Annotated in this window: 20 protein-coding genes; 1 reads left to right on the top strand and 19 read right to left on the bottom strand. The window is 65.1% G+C overall.

The window, feature by feature from the left end; genetic code table 11:
* Positions 1–14: 14 nt before the first annotated feature.
* Complete coding sequence (gene polX, locus VI078_01130; protein ID HEY5997893.1) at positions 15–1,736, bottom strand: DNA polymerase/3'-5' exonuclease PolX; 1,722 nt, start codon at positions 1,734–1,736, stop codon at positions 15–17.
* Between the two features lies 1 nt (position 1,737).
* Positions 1,738–2,205 carry an NUDIX domain-containing protein gene (locus tag VI078_01125; protein HEY5997892.1) on the bottom strand — a complete coding sequence of 156 codons (468 nt, stop codon included), beginning with the start codon at positions 2,203–2,205 and terminating at the stop codon, positions 1,738–1,740.
* A gap of 55 nt (positions 2,206–2,260) precedes the next feature.
* Between VI078_01125 and VI078_01120 the strand changes: the two genes are divergently transcribed.
* Complete coding sequence (locus VI078_01120; GenBank protein ID HEY5997891.1) at positions 2,261–2,848, top strand: hypothetical protein; 588 nt, start codon at positions 2,261–2,263, stop codon at positions 2,846–2,848.
* 15 nt (positions 2,849–2,863) lie between these two features.
* On the opposite strand, the gene VI078_01115 is transcribed toward VI078_01120, so the two are convergent.
* The 17 genes from VI078_01115 to glyQ all read right to left on the bottom strand — a co-directional run bounded on the left by VI078_01115 (position 2,864) and on the right by glyQ (position 16,962).
* Positions 2,864–3,457, bottom strand: a complete 594-nt coding sequence (locus tag VI078_01115; protein ID HEY5997890.1) for a methyltransferase domain-containing protein — start codon at positions 3,455–3,457, stop codon at positions 2,864–2,866.
* 156 nt (positions 3,458–3,613) lie between these two features.
* Complete coding sequence (locus tag VI078_01110) at positions 3,614–4,135, bottom strand: CAP domain-containing protein (GenBank protein HEY5997889.1); 522 nt, start codon at positions 4,133–4,135, stop codon at positions 3,614–3,616.
* A gap of 3 nt (positions 4,136–4,138) precedes the next feature.
* On the bottom strand, positions 4,139–4,918 hold the full coding sequence (locus VI078_01105; GenBank protein HEY5997888.1) for an alpha/beta hydrolase: 780 nt from the start codon (positions 4,916–4,918) through the stop codon (positions 4,139–4,141).
* A gap of 48 nt (positions 4,919–4,966) precedes the next feature.
* The gene (locus VI078_01100) at positions 4,967–5,413 is read right to left on the bottom strand and encodes an SRPBCC family protein (protein ID HEY5997887.1); all 447 of its coding nucleotides are present in this window, start codon (positions 5,411–5,413) and stop codon (positions 4,967–4,969) included.
* A 148-nt stretch (positions 5,414–5,561) separates the two neighbouring features.
* Positions 5,562–6,137 (bottom strand): MarC family protein, encoded by a 576-nt coding sequence (locus tag VI078_01095; GenBank protein HEY5997886.1) that lies wholly within the window; start codon positions 6,135–6,137, stop codon positions 5,562–5,564.
* Positions 6,138–6,185: 48 nt separating this feature from the next.
* Positions 6,186–6,764: a flavodoxin family protein gene (locus VI078_01090; GenBank protein HEY5997885.1), complete on the bottom strand. Its 579-nt coding sequence runs from the start codon at positions 6,762–6,764 to the stop codon at positions 6,186–6,188.
* Positions 6,765–7,476: 712 nt separating this feature from the next.
* A complete protein-coding gene (locus VI078_01085) occupies positions 7,477–8,148 on the bottom strand; it encodes a class I SAM-dependent methyltransferase (GenBank protein ID HEY5997884.1) in 672 nt (223 codons plus the stop codon).
* Between the two features lie 63 nt (positions 8,149–8,211).
* Positions 8,212–8,598: a DUF302 domain-containing protein gene (locus VI078_01080; protein ID HEY5997883.1), complete on the bottom strand. Its 387-nt coding sequence runs from the start codon at positions 8,596–8,598 to the stop codon at positions 8,212–8,214.
* 126 nt (positions 8,599–8,724) lie between these two features.
* The gene (locus VI078_01075) at positions 8,725–9,144 is read right to left on the bottom strand and encodes an ester cyclase (protein HEY5997882.1); all 420 of its coding nucleotides are present in this window, start codon (positions 9,142–9,144) and stop codon (positions 8,725–8,727) included.
* Positions 9,145–9,268: 124 nt separating this feature from the next.
* Entirely contained in the window at positions 9,269–10,048 is a 780-nt protein-coding gene (locus tag VI078_01070; GenBank protein ID HEY5997881.1) for a hypothetical protein, read from the bottom strand.
* 123 nt (positions 10,049–10,171) lie between these two features.
* A complete protein-coding gene (locus VI078_01065; GenBank protein HEY5997880.1) occupies positions 10,172–10,507 on the bottom strand; it encodes a type II toxin-antitoxin system PemK/MazF family toxin in 336 nt (111 codons plus the stop codon).
* The gene (locus VI078_01060) at positions 10,492–10,734 is read right to left on the bottom strand and encodes a ribbon-helix-helix domain-containing protein (GenBank protein ID HEY5997879.1); all 243 of its coding nucleotides are present in this window, start codon (positions 10,732–10,734) and stop codon (positions 10,492–10,494) included. Before VI078_01060 ends, VI078_01065 begins: the two co-directional genes overlap by 16 nt.
* A gap of 256 nt (positions 10,735–10,990) precedes the next feature.
* Positions 10,991–12,091 (bottom strand): hypothetical protein, encoded by a 1,101-nt coding sequence (locus tag VI078_01055; protein HEY5997878.1) that lies wholly within the window; start codon positions 12,089–12,091, stop codon positions 10,991–10,993.
* 244 nt (positions 12,092–12,335) lie between these two features.
* Complete coding sequence (locus VI078_01050) at positions 12,336–13,079, bottom strand: hypothetical protein (GenBank protein HEY5997877.1); 744 nt, start codon at positions 13,077–13,079, stop codon at positions 12,336–12,338.
* A 63-nt stretch (positions 13,080–13,142) separates the two neighbouring features.
* A complete protein-coding gene (locus VI078_01045) occupies positions 13,143–13,733 on the bottom strand; it encodes a hypothetical protein (GenBank protein ID HEY5997876.1) in 591 nt (196 codons plus the stop codon).
* A gap of 248 nt (positions 13,734–13,981) precedes the next feature.
* Positions 13,982–16,057 carry a glycine--tRNA ligase subunit beta gene (gene glyS / locus VI078_01040; protein ID HEY5997875.1) on the bottom strand — a complete coding sequence of 692 codons (2,076 nt, stop codon included), beginning with the start codon at positions 16,055–16,057 and terminating at the stop codon, positions 13,982–13,984.
* A 2-nt stretch (positions 16,058–16,059) separates the two neighbouring features.
* Positions 16,060–16,962 (bottom strand): glycine--tRNA ligase subunit alpha, encoded by a 903-nt coding sequence (gene glyQ / locus VI078_01035; protein HEY5997874.1) that lies wholly within the window; start codon positions 16,960–16,962, stop codon positions 16,060–16,062.
* Positions 16,963–17,279: the final 317 nt, after the last annotated feature.

Here is a 17,279-nt window from a genome sequence, read left to right as displayed (position 1 = left end):
CGGCGCCCCGGGCGTTACGCACCCTTGAGCAGCCGCCTCAGCGCCGCCAGGCCCAGCGTGTTGGCGACGTCCGCCGCCTCCAGCCACCCGCGGCGCGCCTGCCCGACGCCGTAGCGCATGAAGTCCAGGTGCTCGACCGCGTGCGCGTCCGTCGAGATCGCGACCTTCACGGCGCGCTCCTTCGCCAGCCGGCAGTGCACGTCGTCCAGGTCGAGGCGCTGCGGGTGGGCGTCGAGCTCGAGGATGCGCCCGCGCTCGGCCGCCGCCTCGATGACCCGCTCCAGGTCGAGCTCGTAGGCGTCGCGCTCGTTGATGATCCGCCCGCTGGGGTGCGCCAGGATGTGCACGTGCGGGTTGTCGAGCGCGCGCACGATCCGCTCGGTCTGCTTCCTCTGCGGCAGGTTGAAGTACGAGTGCACCGCCGCCACGACGACGTCCAGCTCCGCCAGCACCGCGTCGGGCAGGTCGAGCGAGCCGTCCTCGAGGATGTCGACCTCGATCCCCTTGAGGACGGTGAACCGCTCCAGCCGCGCGTTGAGCGCGTCGATCTCGCGGTTGCGCCGGCGCAGCGCCGCCGCGTCCAGGCCGCGCGACATCGTGATGCGCCGCGAGTGCTCGGTGATCGCCAGGTACTCGTAGCCGCGCGAGCGGGCGGCCGCGGCCATCTCCTCGAGCGTCGCCCGCCCGTCCGTGCGGCTGGTGTGCGCGTGCAGGTCGCCGCGGATCTGCCGCAGCTCCACGAGCTTCGGCAGCGTCCCGCCGCGCGCCGCCGCGATCTCGCCCCGGTCCTCGCGCAGCTCCGGCGGGATAAGCGGCAGGCCGACCGCGCGGAAGACGTCCAGCTCCTCCGCGCCGCCGATGCGCCGGGTGCCGCGGAAGACGCCGTACTCGTTGATCTTGAGCCCCTTCTTCACGCCGAGCGTGCGCACCGCGATGTTGTGCGCCTTCGAGCCCGTGAAATAGTGCAGCGCCGCGCCGTAGCTCTCCTTCGGGATGACGCGCAGATCGACCTGCAGGCCCGAGCGCAGCCGCGCCGACGCCTTGCTCTCGCCGCGCGCCGTGACCCGCTCCAGCCCGTCGTACGCGGCGAAGCGCTCGATCAGCGCCGCCGGGTCCGAGCCCGAGGCCAGCACGTCCAGGTCGCCCACGGTCTCCTTGCCGCGCCGGAAGCTCCCCGCGACCTCCACGCACGCGACGCCGCGCGCGCCCCGCAGGTGGCGCAGCAGCAGTTCCGCGGCCTCGTCCGCGACCGGCCGCAGCGTGCGCCCGGCGGACGCCGCCACGCGCCCGAGGTCCTTGACGATGGCGCTCTCGGTCTTCTCGCCGAGGCCGGGCAGCTCCCGGATCTTCCCGGCCTTCGCCGCCGCCTCCAGCTCGGCGAGCGTCGTGATGCCCAGCTGCTTCCAGAGCACCTGGACGCGCTTGGGCCCGAGTCCCGCGACCTCGAGCAGCCGCCCCAGCTCGCCGGGCATCGTGCGGCGCAGCTCCTCCAGCAGGCCGATCGTGCCGCGTTCCACGGCCTCCCGGATCTTGCCGGCCAGGTCCTTGCCGATGCCGGGCAGCTCCGCCAGGTCCTCGCCGTCGCCGACCATCTGCGCCGCGCCGCGGGCGAGGTCCCCGACGGTGCGGGCGGCTGCGCGGTAGGCGCGCACGCGGAAGGGGTTCTCCCCCTGGATCTCGAGGAGGTCGGCGATCTGCGCGAACATCGCGGCGATCTCGGCGTTCGAGACGGGCATCTCAGCACCCCCCAAGCAGCCGGCACAGCTCCTCGAGCAGCGGCAGCTGGCCCTTCATGATCTTCCGCCGCGCCTCGGCGACGCCGAACCACGCGCCGCGGTCGACCTCCGGGAACTCCGCCTGCCTGCCGGAGCGCGGCGGCCACTCCATCGTGAAGGTATTGCTCGTGAGCAGCGACGGGTCGCAGTCCCCCTCGACCGCCCAGGCGCTGACGAGCTTGCCGCTGGGCTGGCGCACGGGGGAGAGCGGGATGAACGCTCCGTCCACGGGGAAGCCCGTCTCTTCCTGGAATTCCCGGCGCGCGGCGGCCAGCGCCTCCTCGCCTTCCTCGTACTCGCCCTTGGGGATGGACCACGCCCCGTCGTCCTTCCCCTCCCAGAACGGCCCGCCCGGGTGCGCCAGGAACACCTCCAGGGCACCGCCGGCGCGGCGGTACATCAGGATGCCGGCGCTGCGCTTCGTGGACATGCTGGTAATATAGATCGAGCCCGACGAACCATCCCCCCCCCACGGAGGCGACACAATGCCCACACGTCTCGACGAACTGCTCGAGGAGATCCGCGCCCTCGAGGCTCACGTCCAGGAGGAGCTCGAGCGGCGGCAGGAGCAGTTCCGCTACCGCATCGTCCGCCGCAAGGTGATCTTCGAGCGCGAGCTGGCGGAGCTGCACCGCAAGTACGCCGGCTCCGTCATCGAGTACCTGTTCAGGGCGCGACTGCTGACGGTGCTGACGGCGCCCGTGATCTACACGATGATCGTCCCCGCGGCGCTCTTCGACCTGGCGATCACTATCTACCAGCAGATCTGCTTCCGGGCCTACGGCATCCCGCGGGTGCGGCGGCGGGACCACTTCATCCTTGACCGCCACTACCTGAAGTACCTCAACGTCGTCGAGCGGCTCAACTGCGACTACTGCAGCTACTTCAACGGCCTGGCGTCCTACGCCACCGAGATCGGCGCGCGCACCGAGCAGTACTGGTGCCCGATCAAGCATGCCGCGGGCAAGGGCGCGCGCAACTCGCGCTCGCGCCACTTCGTGGACTACGGCGACGCCGCCGCCTACCGCGAGCGGCTGGAGGCGATCAGGAGGCAGTTCGAGGACGCGGCGTGAGCGAGGTCGCCGCCGCTAGCCCGGTGCGGCGGCCTTGCGCGCCGTCAGCAGGTAGGTGAACTCGCCGAGGCTGCCGACGTAGTCCGCCGACAAGGCGGGAGTCGCGAGCATGGCCTGCGCCTCGTCTTCGGAGATGCGCACGCGCTGCGGCGGCCCCGGCCCCCGATCGACCTTCTTGAACTCGACCAGCACGAGGGTGCCTCCGGGCCGGAGGATCCGCGCGGCCTCCGACAGGGCCCGGCCCCGCCGCTCCGGGGGAAGATCGTGGAGCACCGTCGCCATGAGGCAGATATCCACCGAGCCGTCGTCGAGCGGAATGCGCTCCGTGATGTCGCCGCGCAGAGGGCGGACGTTGCCGATCCCCTCCCCGACCGTCCGGCGCCGCAGGGTCTCGAGCCCTTCGTCCCACAGATCCACGGCGTAGACCACGCCGCGCGCGCCGACCGCCTTCGCGATCTCCACGCTGTAGCGGCCGACGCCGCAGGCCAGGTCCGCGACGCGGTCGCCCTCGCGCAGGCCGATCCGCGCGAAGAACTCCCGCGCGTCTATCAGGTCGAAGCTGCTCTTGCCTGCCGCCACCGGAGCCGGGTGCGAATCGCCGTGGCTCATTCGACGACCTCCGTCCCGCTCCGGTGCGGTGCCGCGCCGATGCTCAAGTTCCTCATCAAGGTTCCCTCAACTCATTGATAGCACATCGGAACCGCATTCTGGGTTCAGGGGCGCCCTCAGCTCCGAAACGAACCTCTATCCCCAGCGCCCCGGCCCTCAGCGCGCCCCACCGAACATGGCCGCGCAATACAGTCGGCCGTCCACGCCACGCGCGCAACCGACGCCCAGCTCGCGGCACGCCGTCCCGAGCATGTTGGCACGGTGCAGCTCCGATGAAGCCCAGAGATCGAAGAACGCCGGCGCCGTGCCCTCGTCCCCCGCCGCGATGTTCTCGGCGACCGGGCCCGCGAAACCCTCCGCCAGGGCGCGCTCACCCGGGCCCTGCCCGTCCAGCACGTGGCTCAGGGTTCCCTGCCCCGCCATGTTCGCGGCGTGCCGGCGGGAGGCGCGGGCGAGCCGGTCGTCGATATGCAGGGTGGCGAGACCGTTGCCCGCCCGGAACTCGTTGATGGACGCCGCAAGCGCCGCCTCCGCCTGAAGCGGGTCATCGCCTTCCGCGCCGGCGCCCCGCGCCCCGCTTTGCCCCAAGGCCCGGCTCGCCGCGGCGCCGAGGACCAGTGCGGCAAGGACCGCGAGGGTCGCTGCCCGCAGGCCGATCCGCTTCCGTCTCCCTGCCATTGCCTACGACCCCGAAGCGTTCCGTATCGCGACGCGCCCCACGGAGGACCAGTCGTTGTGGCCTCCGGGAATGATGGCCAGTCGTGCCTGGGGAACGGCGGCGGCGAGCGCCCTGGCGTGCTTGACCGGGATGATCGTGTCGGATTCGGCGCCAAAGATGTCCACCGGCCCGCGGTAGCCGGCAAGCGCCTGGGCATTGTCCCAGTCGTCCGTCAGAAACAGCCGGACGAGAAACGACGGGAAGTGATCCTCGGCGACCGCGGACAACCTGTCGAAGGGGACGATGAGGACCATCTTGTCCGGCGGCGGACTGAGGCGCGTGATCACGCAGGCGGGGCCCGACCCGATGGACTCCGACGCCACGCAGACCGGCGTCCGCGGGTACGTCTGCCTGAGAAGCTGGTAGGCCTCGCCTGCGGCGCGGTCGAAGGCATCGCGCGACGGGGTGCCCGGGCGCACCCCATACCCCGGATACTCGAGGACGTAGACCGCGTCCTCGGGCGAGAAGTGCGCCAGCGCATAGCCGCGGTCGGACGCCTGGCCGGCGTTGCCGTGGAGCATGAGCCAGACGTTCTTCGGCGACGCGACGGTCCGCGCGAAACCGATGACCTGGCCGTTGCTCATCCAGCGGTTCCATCCGTTGTTGTCGCCCCGGTGCGTGGGGTAGAACAGCATTCTTCGCTCGATCGAGGACCGCCCGAGAGCCAGCAGGACGAGGGTGCCCAGCAGCACCACGAGCGTCGCCGTGGCGCCCGTGGAGAGACCCGTGGGGGAGAACTTCATCCTGCTTGCGCGGCCGGGATCGTTGCCATGGGCTCCATGGCCCGAAGGCTAGTCCGGAATCTCGGCCTCGACAAGCTTCGCCAGCAACGCCAGCGACTCCTGCCAGCCGAGATAGCAGGCCTCGGGCGGGATGGCGTCCGGCACGCCCTCCTGCACGATGTTCAATTCCGTCCCGACCGACACCGCTTTGAGGGTCACCGTCGTCTGCATCTCCCCGGGGAGGTTGGGATCGTCGAAGGCGTCCGTGTAGCGGATGCGCTCGTTCGGCACGAGTTCGAGATACGTTCCGCCGAAGGAGTGGCTCTTCCCGCTGGTGAAGTTCGTGAACGACATCCTGTGGGCCCCGCCCACCCTCGGCTCGAGCTGGTGCACCTTGCCGCTGAAGCCGTTGGGCGGCAGCCATTTCGCCATCGCGTCGGCATCGAGGAACGCGCGGTAGACCCTCTCGGGCCTGGCACGGAGGACGCGGTGAAGCCGGATCGTGTTCGTCGCCATGGCACTGCCCCTTTCGCTGGATGTCCTGGATTCGTTGCCCCGCGTTGCTGCCGGCGCCGCCGGCAGCCCGCTGTCACAAACATAGGCTCGACGCGCCGAACTGCAAACGCCGGTGCGCCGCGAACTCGCCAGCGGCGGCGTCGCACGGTCAGAGGATGGCCGTCAGCCCCCTGCGGATCAGCATGACCCCGATGGCGGCGAGAAGGAGACTGGTGACCTTGGAGATCGTCTTCATGCCGTTGCGCCCCAACACCTGCGCAAGGGGACCGGCCGCCAGGAAGACGACGCCGGCAAGGCCGATGTTCACGACCACCGCGGCAGTGGTGATGCCTCTCCCGTACATGGTTGCGAGGAGCAGGCACGTCGTCATCACCGCGGGCCCGGTGACCAGGGGTACTCCAATCGGCACGGAACCCAGGCTGACCGGATCCGCTTCCGCCTGTCTCTTCGTCCCGGTGAGAAGGTCGCTCAGGGAAATCGCAAACAGGAGGACGCCGCCGGCAATCATGAAGTCGGGCACGGAGATGTTGAGAAACCGCAGCAGGACCGGCCCCGCCCAGAGGAAGGCCACGGCGACGATCGCCGCCGTGACGACCGACTGCATGATTACCCTGCGTCGCCGCTCATCGTCCATTCCCTCCGTGAGCGCGATGAACAGGGGCAGCACGCCGAACGCGTCCACCGCGGCAAACAGCGGCACGAAACAGAGCCAGAATTCGTTCATCGTTCCGTCGACCGCACGTGAGGTCAGAGCCGCCCGGCCTTCATGCCGTCAGATCCGCCCGGCGATCTCCCGTGCCCTCTTGAGATAGCGTTCCTTCCTCTTCTCGAAGTTGTACGAATCAGGGATATTCAGCACGGACTCGATCTTGACGCCTCCGGCCTTGAGAATCGTCCGGAGCGCACTGACGGTGCCGCCGCTCTGTGACCGCAAGAGATTGTACGGGTACGGGCCCACGCTGCTGACCACGAGAGCCGCCCTCTTCCCGCGAAGCCGCGGCTTGGGGATGTAGCGGATCGCCCTGGCCTCGGCGTACTCGAACAGCGGCACATTCCTGTCGAAGAACAGCTTCAGCGTGCCGGGCATGTTGCCCCAGTAGACCGGACAGCCGATGACGATGAAGTCCGCCCATCGCACGTCCTCCGCGAGCGACTGCGCCCCGTCCTGCGGCAGGATGCAGGGCTTGTCGGGACGGCACTTCATGCAGCCGATGCACGGCTTGATGCTCAACTCCTGGATGCGCACCGACCGAACTTCGTGCGAGGCGCCGATCGCGCCTTCGATCTCGGCGAGCAGGGTCGACGTGACGCCCTTTCGTCGCGGGCTGGCGTGGATGAGCAGTACTTTCATGATATGGGCCCCTCGCTCGAAGACCCCGGAAGCCGCGACGAAGGCTCCCGATCTTTCGCCAACGACAGCTTCGGTACTGTTCGCGGCATGACTTGCACGACCTGCCTGGCTGACGCTCCTACTTGACTTGAAAGGCTTCGCTGTGACCCGTGAAGCCGTAACAGCGAGGTCCACATACATATCGCCATGATATCCGGTAGATGTCGGGGGTTAACTGTCCGCCACTCTCGAGCCCACCAACCGTCCAGTTGAACGACCCTGAAGCGAGATTCACGTTGGAAGAGATTACCCCCCCTTTGCCACACGCCTCTCGTGCGCATTGAATGGCCAGCGTCCCAACGGCCGCGTCTCCGCTGTCAGCCTTCCACTGGATGGAGCGAATCTCTCCAAGAATCCACGTGTCTCCTTCTGACGGCGACCTGATTGTGTTGGGCTCGACTGTCCCGGTTCCTCCGCAACCCATCCCACTCAGGGCAACTGCGAGAACAACTGCGTGAATCAGCCATCCTGACGCCTTCGTTCCGATGTATTGCCGAGGAAAGTACCATGGTTGTTCTTCAACGACTATCGCCACAGCATCCTCTCCTTCCGCGAACTCTATGCCCGCTATGGTATCAGCCGCAAGGCGGGATACAAGCGGGTCGGCCGCCGGCCTGTCACAGTCAGCCGCAGTGGACGACGATCCGCCTTGATGGTGAACGGACATCGGCTGTCAGGCGGCAGGACGGGTCACTGGAAGAGCCTCGAAACGCCAGAGCCCGAGACGCTTGTCAGCGTATGCGCCGCCGGTGTGGCTGCATCCCTCGTCGATGAGCGCACGTGGTGCCGGAAAGCTGAACGGAGGACTCTGCATGTTGAGCGGACGCCACCCGCCAGTATCGATGTTGCGATTGCCGCGCTCGCCGACAAAGGTGGTCGCGAGCAGGTACTCCGCGCCTGTTCGCCGGAGGTTGTCCAGGGCGGCGAAGATGTCGCGTTCACTGAGATGAACGAGCGCATCACGACAGAGGATCACGTCTGCGGCCGGCAGCCCGTCCAGGCACATGTCGCGACAGAGGAATTGACGCCGCGGCGAAGACCAGTGGCGGCGATTCGCCGCGATGAGCGCGGGAACGATGTCGACGCCAACGTAGCGGCTCACGGAATCGGCCACGGGTGCGGCCCAGTTGAAGTCCCCGCACGGGGCATCGAGAAGGGTGTGAATGCGAAGCGATTGAATCACCGCGACGAGATCCGGCAGGAAGGTCGCGGCCCGCTCTCGAGTTGAGCCCGGGCCTGAGGCTGACTCGCTCACCCCCCAGGCCCGAGTGGCGTGGATGGCACTGAAGATGCGCCGCCTCTCGCGGGCCTTCCTGGACAGCGGGGACAGCGAGAAGAGGTTCATCTGGCGCTGCGGTCGCTCACGTATTGCGGCAGGCGGCTACAACGCCTGGTTATGTGGTGATGCTCATAGACTGGCTATAACTTTCTTGAGCTTTACCTGTATCTCGCTAGCGACTTCTCTTAATCTTTCATTCTCAATCGCCAACATTGAGGCAACAGGATCTACAGCTGATACCTCAACGATGCCATCATCTGTTTCTTGGACAATAACATTGCATGGCAGCATCGTTCCTACTTTGTCTTCAATTTGCAGTGCTTGATAGGCATATGGTGGGTTGCACGCTCCCAATATTCGGTATCTGTGAAAATCGACGTCCAATTTCTTCTTCAATGTTGCTTTGACGTCTATGTCGGTCAGCACGCCAAAGCCTTCCTTCTTTAGCTCATCAGTCACTTTGACAATGGCATCATCAAACGGAATCTTCGTCGTGGCACTGAAATAGTATTTCATATCACTTCTCCTTTCGTTCCACATAGCGTAGCGTCTAGCCGCGGAGCGGGATGGCGCCGGCTGTGCTTTGCACAGACCGTGACAGACCGAACCGTCGGCTACAACGCCTGGTTCGGCAGTTTCCGCTCATTCCTTGCCGACGACTCGGATTGCTCCGATTTCCAGCAGAGGGCCAAGCATGTTCGCTGCCCCGCCATGCTCGACGATCTTGCCGTTCACTACGCGATCAACATTCACGCCGGTGAACGCGACCTGACGGCCCGTCGGGGCAATGCCGATCCATTCCCCTTTGTGCGTGCCCCGTGCGGTAATGCAGGTGGCGACCCATTCGCCCTCTGATATCTGACGATCAATCGTGAGATGCAGGTCGCCATAACACTGCCTAACTCCGAGGGCGTGTGACACCGCTCCTTGAAGCCCAACGGGATACCGCTTGCCGTCCATTACTTCCGTGTATTCTTCTGACACCAATTCCGGGATCTTCGAGACATCGCCCGTGTTTACGACTTCCTCGTAGAACCTGCGGACGATTGCCTTTTCATCCACAATCCACTTCCTTTCTGCCGAACGTACGTTCAGCCGCGGGCGCGCTTGCCGGCCCGGACCGGAACGTTTCAATCTACCTCAGCCTTTGCCCTCCAAGGGCCGAAATGCAAGCGTGATCCGTCGGCTACAACGCCTGGTTGGGCATTCTTCTTGGACGCACTAGCATGGAAAGCCACCACAGCACTCTGTGTGTCCGTCGCATAATTGAATAGGCGTATCGATTTGCCTCGTATTCCTGCGTGGTGTCCTTTCCAAACGTATGTCGATGCATATGGTGGCCTACTTCGTGATAGAAGACCTTCTCCATGAAAAGGCCGAATATTCGCCCGACAATAGGGATACGCGACATGTCTTTCGGCCAACCAAGGACGATCATCGCTAGGTGAGGCGTATATGTCCCCTGGGCATCATGTACGTTCTTGTCTTCAACAACAAGTATTCGAACAATTCCGGCCTTGTCTGGTTCGGGCACGTTCGCAAGCCATCGACACAGCAGAGACTGTAAGTGTGCACCGGCAGCAATACCTTTCTCAGTGAGGACCTCGATTCCTTCAATCCGGAACCGCTCACAGCCCTTGGTTGAGAACCTGGCCAGCGACCGGAGTACACCCTTGATTGCATCATGACACCCATTGTCTATGAGGGTCTTTGTCAGTACGTCCGCACGGTCTTCGTCGATGTCTCTAACCAGGGACACCATGCCCGCGACATAGCGTGATGCACTGTGGTATCGCGGATGCGACCAGTCGGTGTACAGGAGATGTGATTCGACAATTGGAATAGCAGGCGCGCCGACCTTGAACAGAGCGTTGTGGGCTTGGTAGGCGACTCTCCAATCTGAGTCAAGCAGACCTCTCGAAAGGTCATCAACCAGCTTGTGAACCTGCCCTTCAGTGCTGGCCATCCCCGATTCATTCATGCCCAACGTAGCGTTTAGCTGTGGGCGCGCTTGCCGGCCCGTATTGGCGTTGTTGCCCTTGCACCTTCAAAGGGCCGAAATGCAGGCGTGATCAGCTACAACGCCTCGTTAGCCGATGATTTCATTCAGGCCCTCGATGATCTGATCGATCTCTTCTGGCGACACCCTGGCAATGCGCTTGCCTATACGTTCAACGGACAGCGTACGGATCTGACCGATCTTGACCCAGGAACGCTTAGGTAGACCCGTTGAGGTTAACTCGAACGTAAGCGGGAAACCGGCACTTTGGGGCTGGCTTGTCAGGGCCACCGCAATGACGACCCCCGAACGCTCGTTGAAGACATCCTGACTCAGTATGAGAACTGGTCTTTGGCCTGATTGTTCGTGCCCCTTGGTCGGATCCAGATTAGCCCAGTAGACCTCGCCTCTCAGTATTCGGGCCATTCGCTCATGTCCTGTGAAATGCCCTCTTCGGCGAGCGCCTTCTCGAACTTCGGATCGAGCTTGGCACATTCACGGGCGAGCCGGCTCTTGTTGACCCTGGAGAGCTTCTCTTGGATCGCTTCTTGGATTGCCTTGCTTCTATTCGGGAAGACTTTGGATGAGACAAGGCGATCAAGCTTTCCGAGGAGATCCTCTTCGATTGTGATTGCGATCTTCGCGGTGCTCATTGGTCATCACCTCCGGTATTACAATACGTCATACCGTGATGATTTTCAACTTCTTTCTTCAGGCTAACGTAGCGTTTAGCCGCGGGACGGGATGGCGCGGGCTGTGCCCCGCACAGACCGTGACAGACCGTCGGCTACAACGCCTGGTTGAGCAATCATTTGTACGGAAATAGTGCCCAGGGAGAGGTCTGCCACCGTCACCTTGAGCCTCCGGTTCTCTTCCCAACGCGGTCGGGCAGTAGCCGCCCAACCGGCCTCAAAAGCGCAGGTAGGGGCGGATCGTCTCGGCGAGGGCCGAAACCGGTACCGGGGAGATCAGGGAGCCGAAAAAGGCCAGCCGCAGACGGACGTCGTAGGGCCAAGTGTTCATCTGCAGCAACAGCTTCTCGTGCTCCTGGTGCTGCCGGTATGCCCCGACCACCGCCTCGAGCTGAACCCTGCCGTCCGGGATGGTAGGCTCGATTTCCTGGAGTCGCTCCGCCAGGCGCCGCAGCGAGCGCCGGATCTCCTCATGCTTCTCCCGCTTGTAGTCCGCGAGGAAGCCGTGTAGGCGCAGAACCGGATAGGCGAAGACAATCACCGACGCCAGCACCTGTCCCCCCACAACCCCGGCGGCTAGGGCCTCCACCAGCGGGGCCTGGCCCCGGTGCGTCCAGGGTGAGGACCAGATGTACGCTCCGGTAAGAAACGCCATGAGCAGACAGTACATCGCGAAGCGGAAGAGCAGGCCGCCGATAAGCCCAGTGCCGCCGCAGTTGTCCGGCGAAAAGTAGTTGAGGCGCGTGCGGAAGCTTTCGTCCAGGCTACGAACGAACCGGGTGACCAACCAGATCCCCCAGCCGCCGATCCCGCCAATCCCGCCGTAGACGACGTGCTGCACGAAGAGGGAGATTTTCAGCGGCCCGTGCTGGTACCAGTGCCCGTATGCCACCCCAATCGCAGCGCAAACCGTGCCGGCCAGGATCCCGCATGCTGCGACATTCTTTGTGTTGGAGATCAACTTCAGGGACGGCTGCTGGGTGAACGCGGAGATGGTGCTCCCTTCGCCGGCGAGTTCCGCGAGCCGCGCCAGAAACGAGCGCAGGCTGCGTGTCGCGGAGACGACCACCGTCAGGTAGAGCGCGATGAGCGGACCGAGGAAGACGGAGCGGTCGGCCCAGACGGAAACCCCGTAGCGCCGAGCCACGATCACGTGCACGAGCAGGAACGCTCCGCCGAAGGCGATGCTTCCCAGAGGATACGGCATCCGAAAGGCGTCCAGGAAACGCTCGTAGAAGGTGAGCGACAGCGCCTGGATTTGAGCCTCGAGGCGAGGCGGCGTGGGGCTCGGGGTTCCTTGTGTCTGGACCTCGCCCATGACGTCCCCCTCCTCCCCATCCCCACCGTGGTGCTCGGATACTAGCAAAGTCGAACTCGCCGCCACAAGGCACGGCCGCCCATAGGCAGTTCTTTCAAGGCCCCAATTAGACCGAACGGCCCGAGTCCCACATTCTGCTCAACATTGCGTTTAGCCGCGGGCGCGCTTGCCGGCCCGCCCTGGAACATTGCACATTGCCTTCACCTCAGCTTCAAAGGGCCGAAATGCAAGCGTGATCCGTCGGCTACAACGCCTGGTTGGGCAGAGCCTTTCTTAGCTCCGCGACCTGCTTGTGCCTCAGGGCATAGTAGACCTTCATAATGCTCCGATAACTATCGTTGTGTATCCAGGGCACCTGGAGATAGACATGCCCGCCCAGGAACCGGTAGTGCTCTTCCTGCGACCCGAAGATGACCTTCTCTCCAAGTCCGTCCGTCGCTACCTTGTAGGGACAAATCAGCTTCCGCGCCGGCTTGATGAACACTTCTTCGCTCATGTAGTTCCCCAGCATCAAGAAGACCTCAATGTCATCGTCGTACTTGAAGAGTTCCATATTCGGTCGGGGGACATTGACATTGAATCTGACGGAGGCGAACGCATCCACAAGCACGTTGCGGTCGCGGTCCATGATAGCAAATCCATACCCGTCGCAACCCATCTTGAATTCGCCAAGGTTCTGGTAACCGACCACGTACTTCATGTCACTAGTGGGAATCTCGTACTCGAATACTGGAGGTGGTTCGACAGTTCCTGTGTCTGGCGCTCTCGAAGAGACCATAGGACTCGCCTCCGAACGCGCCTGCCCTGGCTTGGCCAGGAGCGCGGCCAAGATTCCAGCAAGTGGCGTCAGCAACAAGGAGATAAGGAAGAACCCAAAGAATGAGCGATGCTTGCGACGTGCAATCCAGCCGCAGAATACTGCCGAACCGATATGGAGAAGGAAGAGCAGTTCACCGATGCCCTCTTGCCTGGTGCTCAGCTCTAGCATGGCTTTTCTCGTCCAACGTAGCGTTTAGCCGCGGGCGCGCTTGCCGGCCCGGACCAGAACGTTTCAATTCGCTTCAGCTTCAACACTCCAAGGGCCGAAATGCAAGCGTGATCCGTCGGCTACAACGCCTGGTTCTGCGTGCTTTGCGATTTCTCCAGCAATCTGCCCCGCAACCTGCTTTTCAGAGATACTTGCATTGTCTATGTGGAAGACGAATTCGTGTGGGGTGGCGAAACGGTTCAGGTACTCATAGTCGCTGTCTATGGAATCGAGCTCGAGTTGGCGTTGCTGTGGGTGTCTGTTCCGCTCATGAATCCTTCTTAGGACTTCGTGTTTGTCACAACGGAGGCAGAATAAGAACAAGGGGCCAGCAGTTCGAAGATACGGCCGGAACTCAGTGAAATGCCGAAGCATTGGAATGCTGAGGGTGAGAATGAACGAGCTATCGCCCCGAGCCATGTCATTGGCCACCAGTAGACCCGCTCTTTGGTAGATTCCTTCGATGTCATTCTTGTTGGTCCAGTCAAATGGGATCCTGCCCGTGAACAGATCCGTTTCGTAGAAGACGATTCGCGGACAAGATCCATTGGACATGAGTGCATAGCTGGTGTTGGTTTTACCACTGCCCGCCAACCCCGAAATGAGAATGATCATGTCGTCCTATTTTCTTTTACGCAGAAACAGTTGATTAGGCAGTGACGGTTATTCCCAGTCGGGACCGTCGCGGCCTAGCACCGAAAATCGGGTGATAGGCTGCAGCGGCAATATCCAGTCGGGGTGGTTGCGGCTTTTCCCAGTCGTGACCGCTACCGGCTATCACGGCGTCAGCGGACACACCCCTCCCCCGCCCACCGCGCGGCCGCCGTTGCCGAACGGCCGCGCAGCGGTGGGGAGGCATGGGATCAGCCTGCGGCTATCTGCCGGAAGTCCGCGATGTCGGCGAAGAGGCGCTGGACGGCGGCGAGCAGCGCGAGGCGGTTGGCGCGCACCTTCTCGTCCTCGGCCATGACCATGACCGCGTCGAAGAAGCCGTCGACGACCGGGCGCAGGCCGGCGATCTGGCGCAGGGCCTTGAGGTAGTCGCGCTCCCGGACGGCGGCGTCGACGTCGGCGCGGATGGCGCCCAGCGCCCCCGCCAGCTCGCGCTCGGCCGCCTCCGCGCACAGCGCCTGGTCGATCTCGCCGGCGAAGCCCGCCGGGACGATGTTGCCGACGCGCTTGAAGGTCACGGCGAGCGCGGCGAAGTCCGCCTCGGCGCGCAGGGCGTTGAGGGCGGCGATGCGCTTGCCGACCTCGGGGATGCGGTCGAAACCGGCGGCGAGCACGGCGCGCACGATGTCCACGGGGGCGCCGACGCCGGCGTACATGTTCTCGAGGCGCCCGCGGAAGAACTCCAGGACCTCGGCGCGCAGCGCCTCGGCCGGGCGGGTGATCTTGCCGGTCAGCGTGGCGATCGCCAGCTCGACGATGCTCTTGAGGTGCACCGGCCAGGCGCGCTCGGCGAGGATGTTGATCACCGCCAGGGTGTGGCGGCGCAGCGCGTAGGGGTCCTCGGAGCCGGTCGGCGCCATGCCGATGCCGAAGATCGCCGCGATGGTGTCCATGCGGTCGGCGACCGAGAGGATCGCCCCCAGCTCGCTCGCGGGCAGCGCGTCGCCGGCGAAGCGCGGCAGGTAGGCCTCGAGCAGGGCGTCCGCGACCTCGGGCTTCTCGCCGGAGGCCAGCGCGTAGTGCCGGCCCATGACGCCCTGCAGCTCGGGGAACTCCCCGACCATGCCGGTGACGAGGTCGGCCTTCGAGAGGTGGGCGGCGCGCTCGGCGTCCTCCTCGCGGCGCCCCTCGGTCTCGCGCGCGAGGAAGCGCGCCAGCTCCCTGATGCGCTCGACCTTCTCGAGGTAGCTGCCGAGCTTCTCCTGGTAGACGACGGCCCCGAGGCCGGCCACGCGCTCGCGCAGCGGGGTCTTGAGGTCCGACTCCCAGAAGAAGCGCGCGTCCGAGAGGCGGGCGCGCAGCACCCGCTCGTTGCCGGCGCGGATCGTGCCCATGTCGGGCGCCTGCATGTTGCTCACGGTCACGAACCAGGGCAGCAGCGCGCCGGCGTCGTCGACGACGGTGAAGTACTTCTGGTGCGACTTCATCGCGGTCACGAGCACTTCGGCGGGCACCGCGAGGAACTCCGGCTCGAAGCCGCCGCAGACCGCGACCGGCCACTCGACGAGGTTCGTCACGTGCTCGAGCAGCTCCTCGTCGATCACGGCGCGCCCGCCCTTCTCGGCGGCGGCCGCCGCCACCTGCGCGCGGATGGTCTCCTTGCGCTCGGCCGGGTCGGCGACGACGAAGGCCTTGCGCGTCTTGGCGAGGTAGTCGGCCAGCCCGCGCACCGCGAACTCCTTCGGCGCCAGGAAGCGGTGGCCGCGCGAGCGGTTGCCGGATTGCAGCCCCTCCAGCCCGAACGCCAGCACCTCGCCGCCGAGCAGCGCCACAACCCAGTGCAGCGGGCGCACGAAGCGCAGATCCCCGCTCCCCCAGCGCATCGACTTCTGGAAGCGCAGGCCGGTGATCCAACCGGGGACCTCCTCGCGGAGGATGTCGGCGGCGTCGCGGCCGGCCTCCCGGCGCACCGCGGCCAGGTACTCGCCCTTGGGCGTCTCCTTGACGTAGAGGTCCTTCTCGTCGACGCCCTGGCCCTTCGCGAAGCCCTGCCCGGCCCTGGTCAGCGCGCCGGTCGCGTCGTAGGCGGCCTTCTTCGGCGGGCCGGTGACCTCCAGCTCGAGGTCCGGCTGGCGCGCGACGATCCGCGAGACGGCCAGCGTCAGGCGCCGCGGAGTGCCGAAGGTGCGGATCTTGCCGTGCGTGAGCCGCTTCGACGCGAGGGCGGCGCGGGCGGTGGCGGCGAGGTCATCGAGGGCGCGCGGGATGAAGCGCGCGGGGATCTCCTCGGTGCCGATCTCCAGCAGCAGGTCCATGGTCTTCGCCATGGCTACTTCACCACCATGAAGGGGGCGCGCTCGGCCACCGGCGTCAGCAGCGGGAAGCCGAGGCTCTCGCGCAGCGCCAGGTAGCCCTCGGCGCTGACGCGCGCCAGCCGCCGCACCCGCTTGATGTAGCCGGTGCGCTCGGTGACGCTGATCGCGCCGCGGGCGTCCAGCAGGTTGAAGGCGTGCGAGCACTTGAGGCAGTATTCGTAGGCCGGCAGCACGAGCTTCTTCTCGATGAGCGCGAGGCACTCCTTCTCGTAGGCCGTAAAGAGCGCAAAGAGCATCTCCGGGTCGCTCTCGGTGAAGTTGTAGGTCGAGCCCTCGACCTCCTGGCGGTGGTGGACGTCGCCGTAGCGCACGCCGGGGGCCCAGGTCAGGTCGTAGACGTTGTTGACGCCCTGCAGGTACATCGCGAGGCGCTCCAGGCCGTAGGTCAGCTCCACCGCGACCGGCTTGCAGTCGATGCCGCCGCACTGCTGGAAGTAGGTGAACTGCGTGACCTCCATGCCGTCGAGCCAGACCTCCCAGCCGAGGCCCCAGGCGCCGAGGGTCGGGGACTCCCAGTCGTCCTCCACGAAGCGGATGTCGTGGACCTTGGGGTCGATCCCCAGCGCGTAGAGGCTGCCGAGGTACTGCTCCTGGATGTCCAGCGGCGAGGGCTTGATCAGCACCTGGTACTGGTAGTAGTGCTGGAGGCGGTTCGGGTTCTCGCCGTAGCGGCCGTCGGTCGGCCGCCGCGAGGGCTGCACGTAGGCGGTGCTCCACGGCTCGGGGCCGAGGGCCCTCAGGAAGGTCGCCGGGTGGAAGGTCCCGGCGCCGACCTCGATGTCGAACGGCTGGTGGATGACGCACCCCCGCTCGGCCCAGTAGCGTTCGAGGGCGATGATGACGTCCTGGAAGGTCACGGTTGAGGCTCCTTTCTCAGCAGACCGGTGGCGCTTGTCGAACGCAATTATCTAGCAGAAACGAGCCGATTCCGTCAAGGAAACGCCGGCATGCGCACACCTTCCGCTTGCGCGCCGTGCCCCGCCGCTGCTAGAGTCGGAGCGATCCGCTCAGGTTCCGCCGTCGCCAACCGCCCGAGGGAAGGGAGTCGTCGGATGAAGGCATTGCTGGTGCGGAAGATCCTCCTGTCGCTCCTGATGGCGCTGCCGGCGATTGCCGCCGCGCACGCCGCGCACGCCGCGCCGGCCGCCCCGGCCCCGCCCGCGGAGGACGCGCC

It is taken from the genome of bacterium, assembly GCA_036524115.1.
Lineage (GTDB): Bacteria > JAUVQV01 > JAUVQV01 > JAUVQV01 > DATDCY01 > DATDCY01.
The sequence above is the reverse complement of the archived record's forward strand: the minus strand, read 5'-3'. Positions and strand labels throughout refer to the sequence as shown.

Coding starts and splice junctions, on each gene's coding strand:
- polX (HEY5997893.1), bottom strand. CDS start 1,736: ATGCCCGTCTCGAACGCCGAGATCGCCGCGATGTTCGCGCAGATCGCC.
- VI078_01125 (HEY5997892.1), bottom strand. CDS start 2,205: ATGTCCACGAAGCGCAGCGCCGGCATCCTGATGTACCGCCGCGCCGGC.
- VI078_01120 (HEY5997891.1), top strand. CDS start 2,261: ATGCCCACACGTCTCGACGAACTGCTCGAGGAGATCCGCGCCCTCGAG.
- VI078_01115 (HEY5997890.1), bottom strand. CDS start 3,457: ATGAGCCACGGCGATTCGCACCCGGCTCCGGTGGCGGCAGGCAAGAGC.
- VI078_01110 (HEY5997889.1), bottom strand. CDS start 4,135: ATGGCAGGGAGACGGAAGCGGATCGGCCTGCGGGCAGCGACCCTCGCG.
- VI078_01105 (HEY5997888.1), bottom strand. CDS start 4,918: ATGAAGTTCTCCCCCACGGGTCTCTCCACGGGCGCCACGGCGACGCTC.
- VI078_01100 (HEY5997887.1), bottom strand. CDS start 5,413: ATGGCGACGAACACGATCCGGCTTCACCGCGTCCTCCGTGCCAGGCCC.
- VI078_01095 (HEY5997886.1), bottom strand. CDS start 6,137: ATGAACGAATTCTGGCTCTGTTTCGTGCCGCTGTTTGCCGCGGTGGAC.
- VI078_01090 (HEY5997885.1), bottom strand. CDS start 6,764: ATGAAAGTACTGCTCATCCACGCCAGCCCGCGACGAAAGGGCGTCACG.
- VI078_01085 (HEY5997884.1), bottom strand. CDS start 8,148: ATGAACCTCTTCTCGCTGTCCCCGCTGTCCAGGAAGGCCCGCGAGAGG.
- VI078_01080 (HEY5997883.1), bottom strand. CDS start 8,598: ATGAAATACTATTTCAGTGCCACGACGAAGATTCCGTTTGATGATGCC.
- VI078_01070 (HEY5997881.1), bottom strand. CDS start 10,048: ATGGCCAGCACTGAAGGGCAGGTTCACAAGCTGGTTGATGACCTTTCG.
- VI078_01065 (HEY5997880.1), bottom strand. CDS start 10,507: ATGGCCCGAATACTGAGAGGCGAGGTCTACTGGGCTAATCTGGATCCG.
- VI078_01060 (HEY5997879.1), bottom strand. CDS start 10,734: ATGAGCACCGCGAAGATCGCAATCACAATCGAAGAGGATCTCCTCGGA.
- VI078_01055 (HEY5997878.1), bottom strand. CDS start 12,091: ATGGGCGAGGTCCAGACACAAGGAACCCCGAGCCCCACGCCGCCTCGC.
- VI078_01050 (HEY5997877.1), bottom strand. CDS start 13,079: ATGCTAGAGCTGAGCACCAGGCAAGAGGGCATCGGTGAACTGCTCTTC.
- VI078_01045 (HEY5997876.1), bottom strand. CDS start 13,733: ATGATCATTCTCATTTCGGGGTTGGCGGGCAGTGGTAAAACCAACACC.
- glyS (HEY5997875.1), bottom strand. CDS start 16,057: ATGGCGAAGACCATGGACCTGCTGCTGGAGATCGGCACCGAGGAGATC.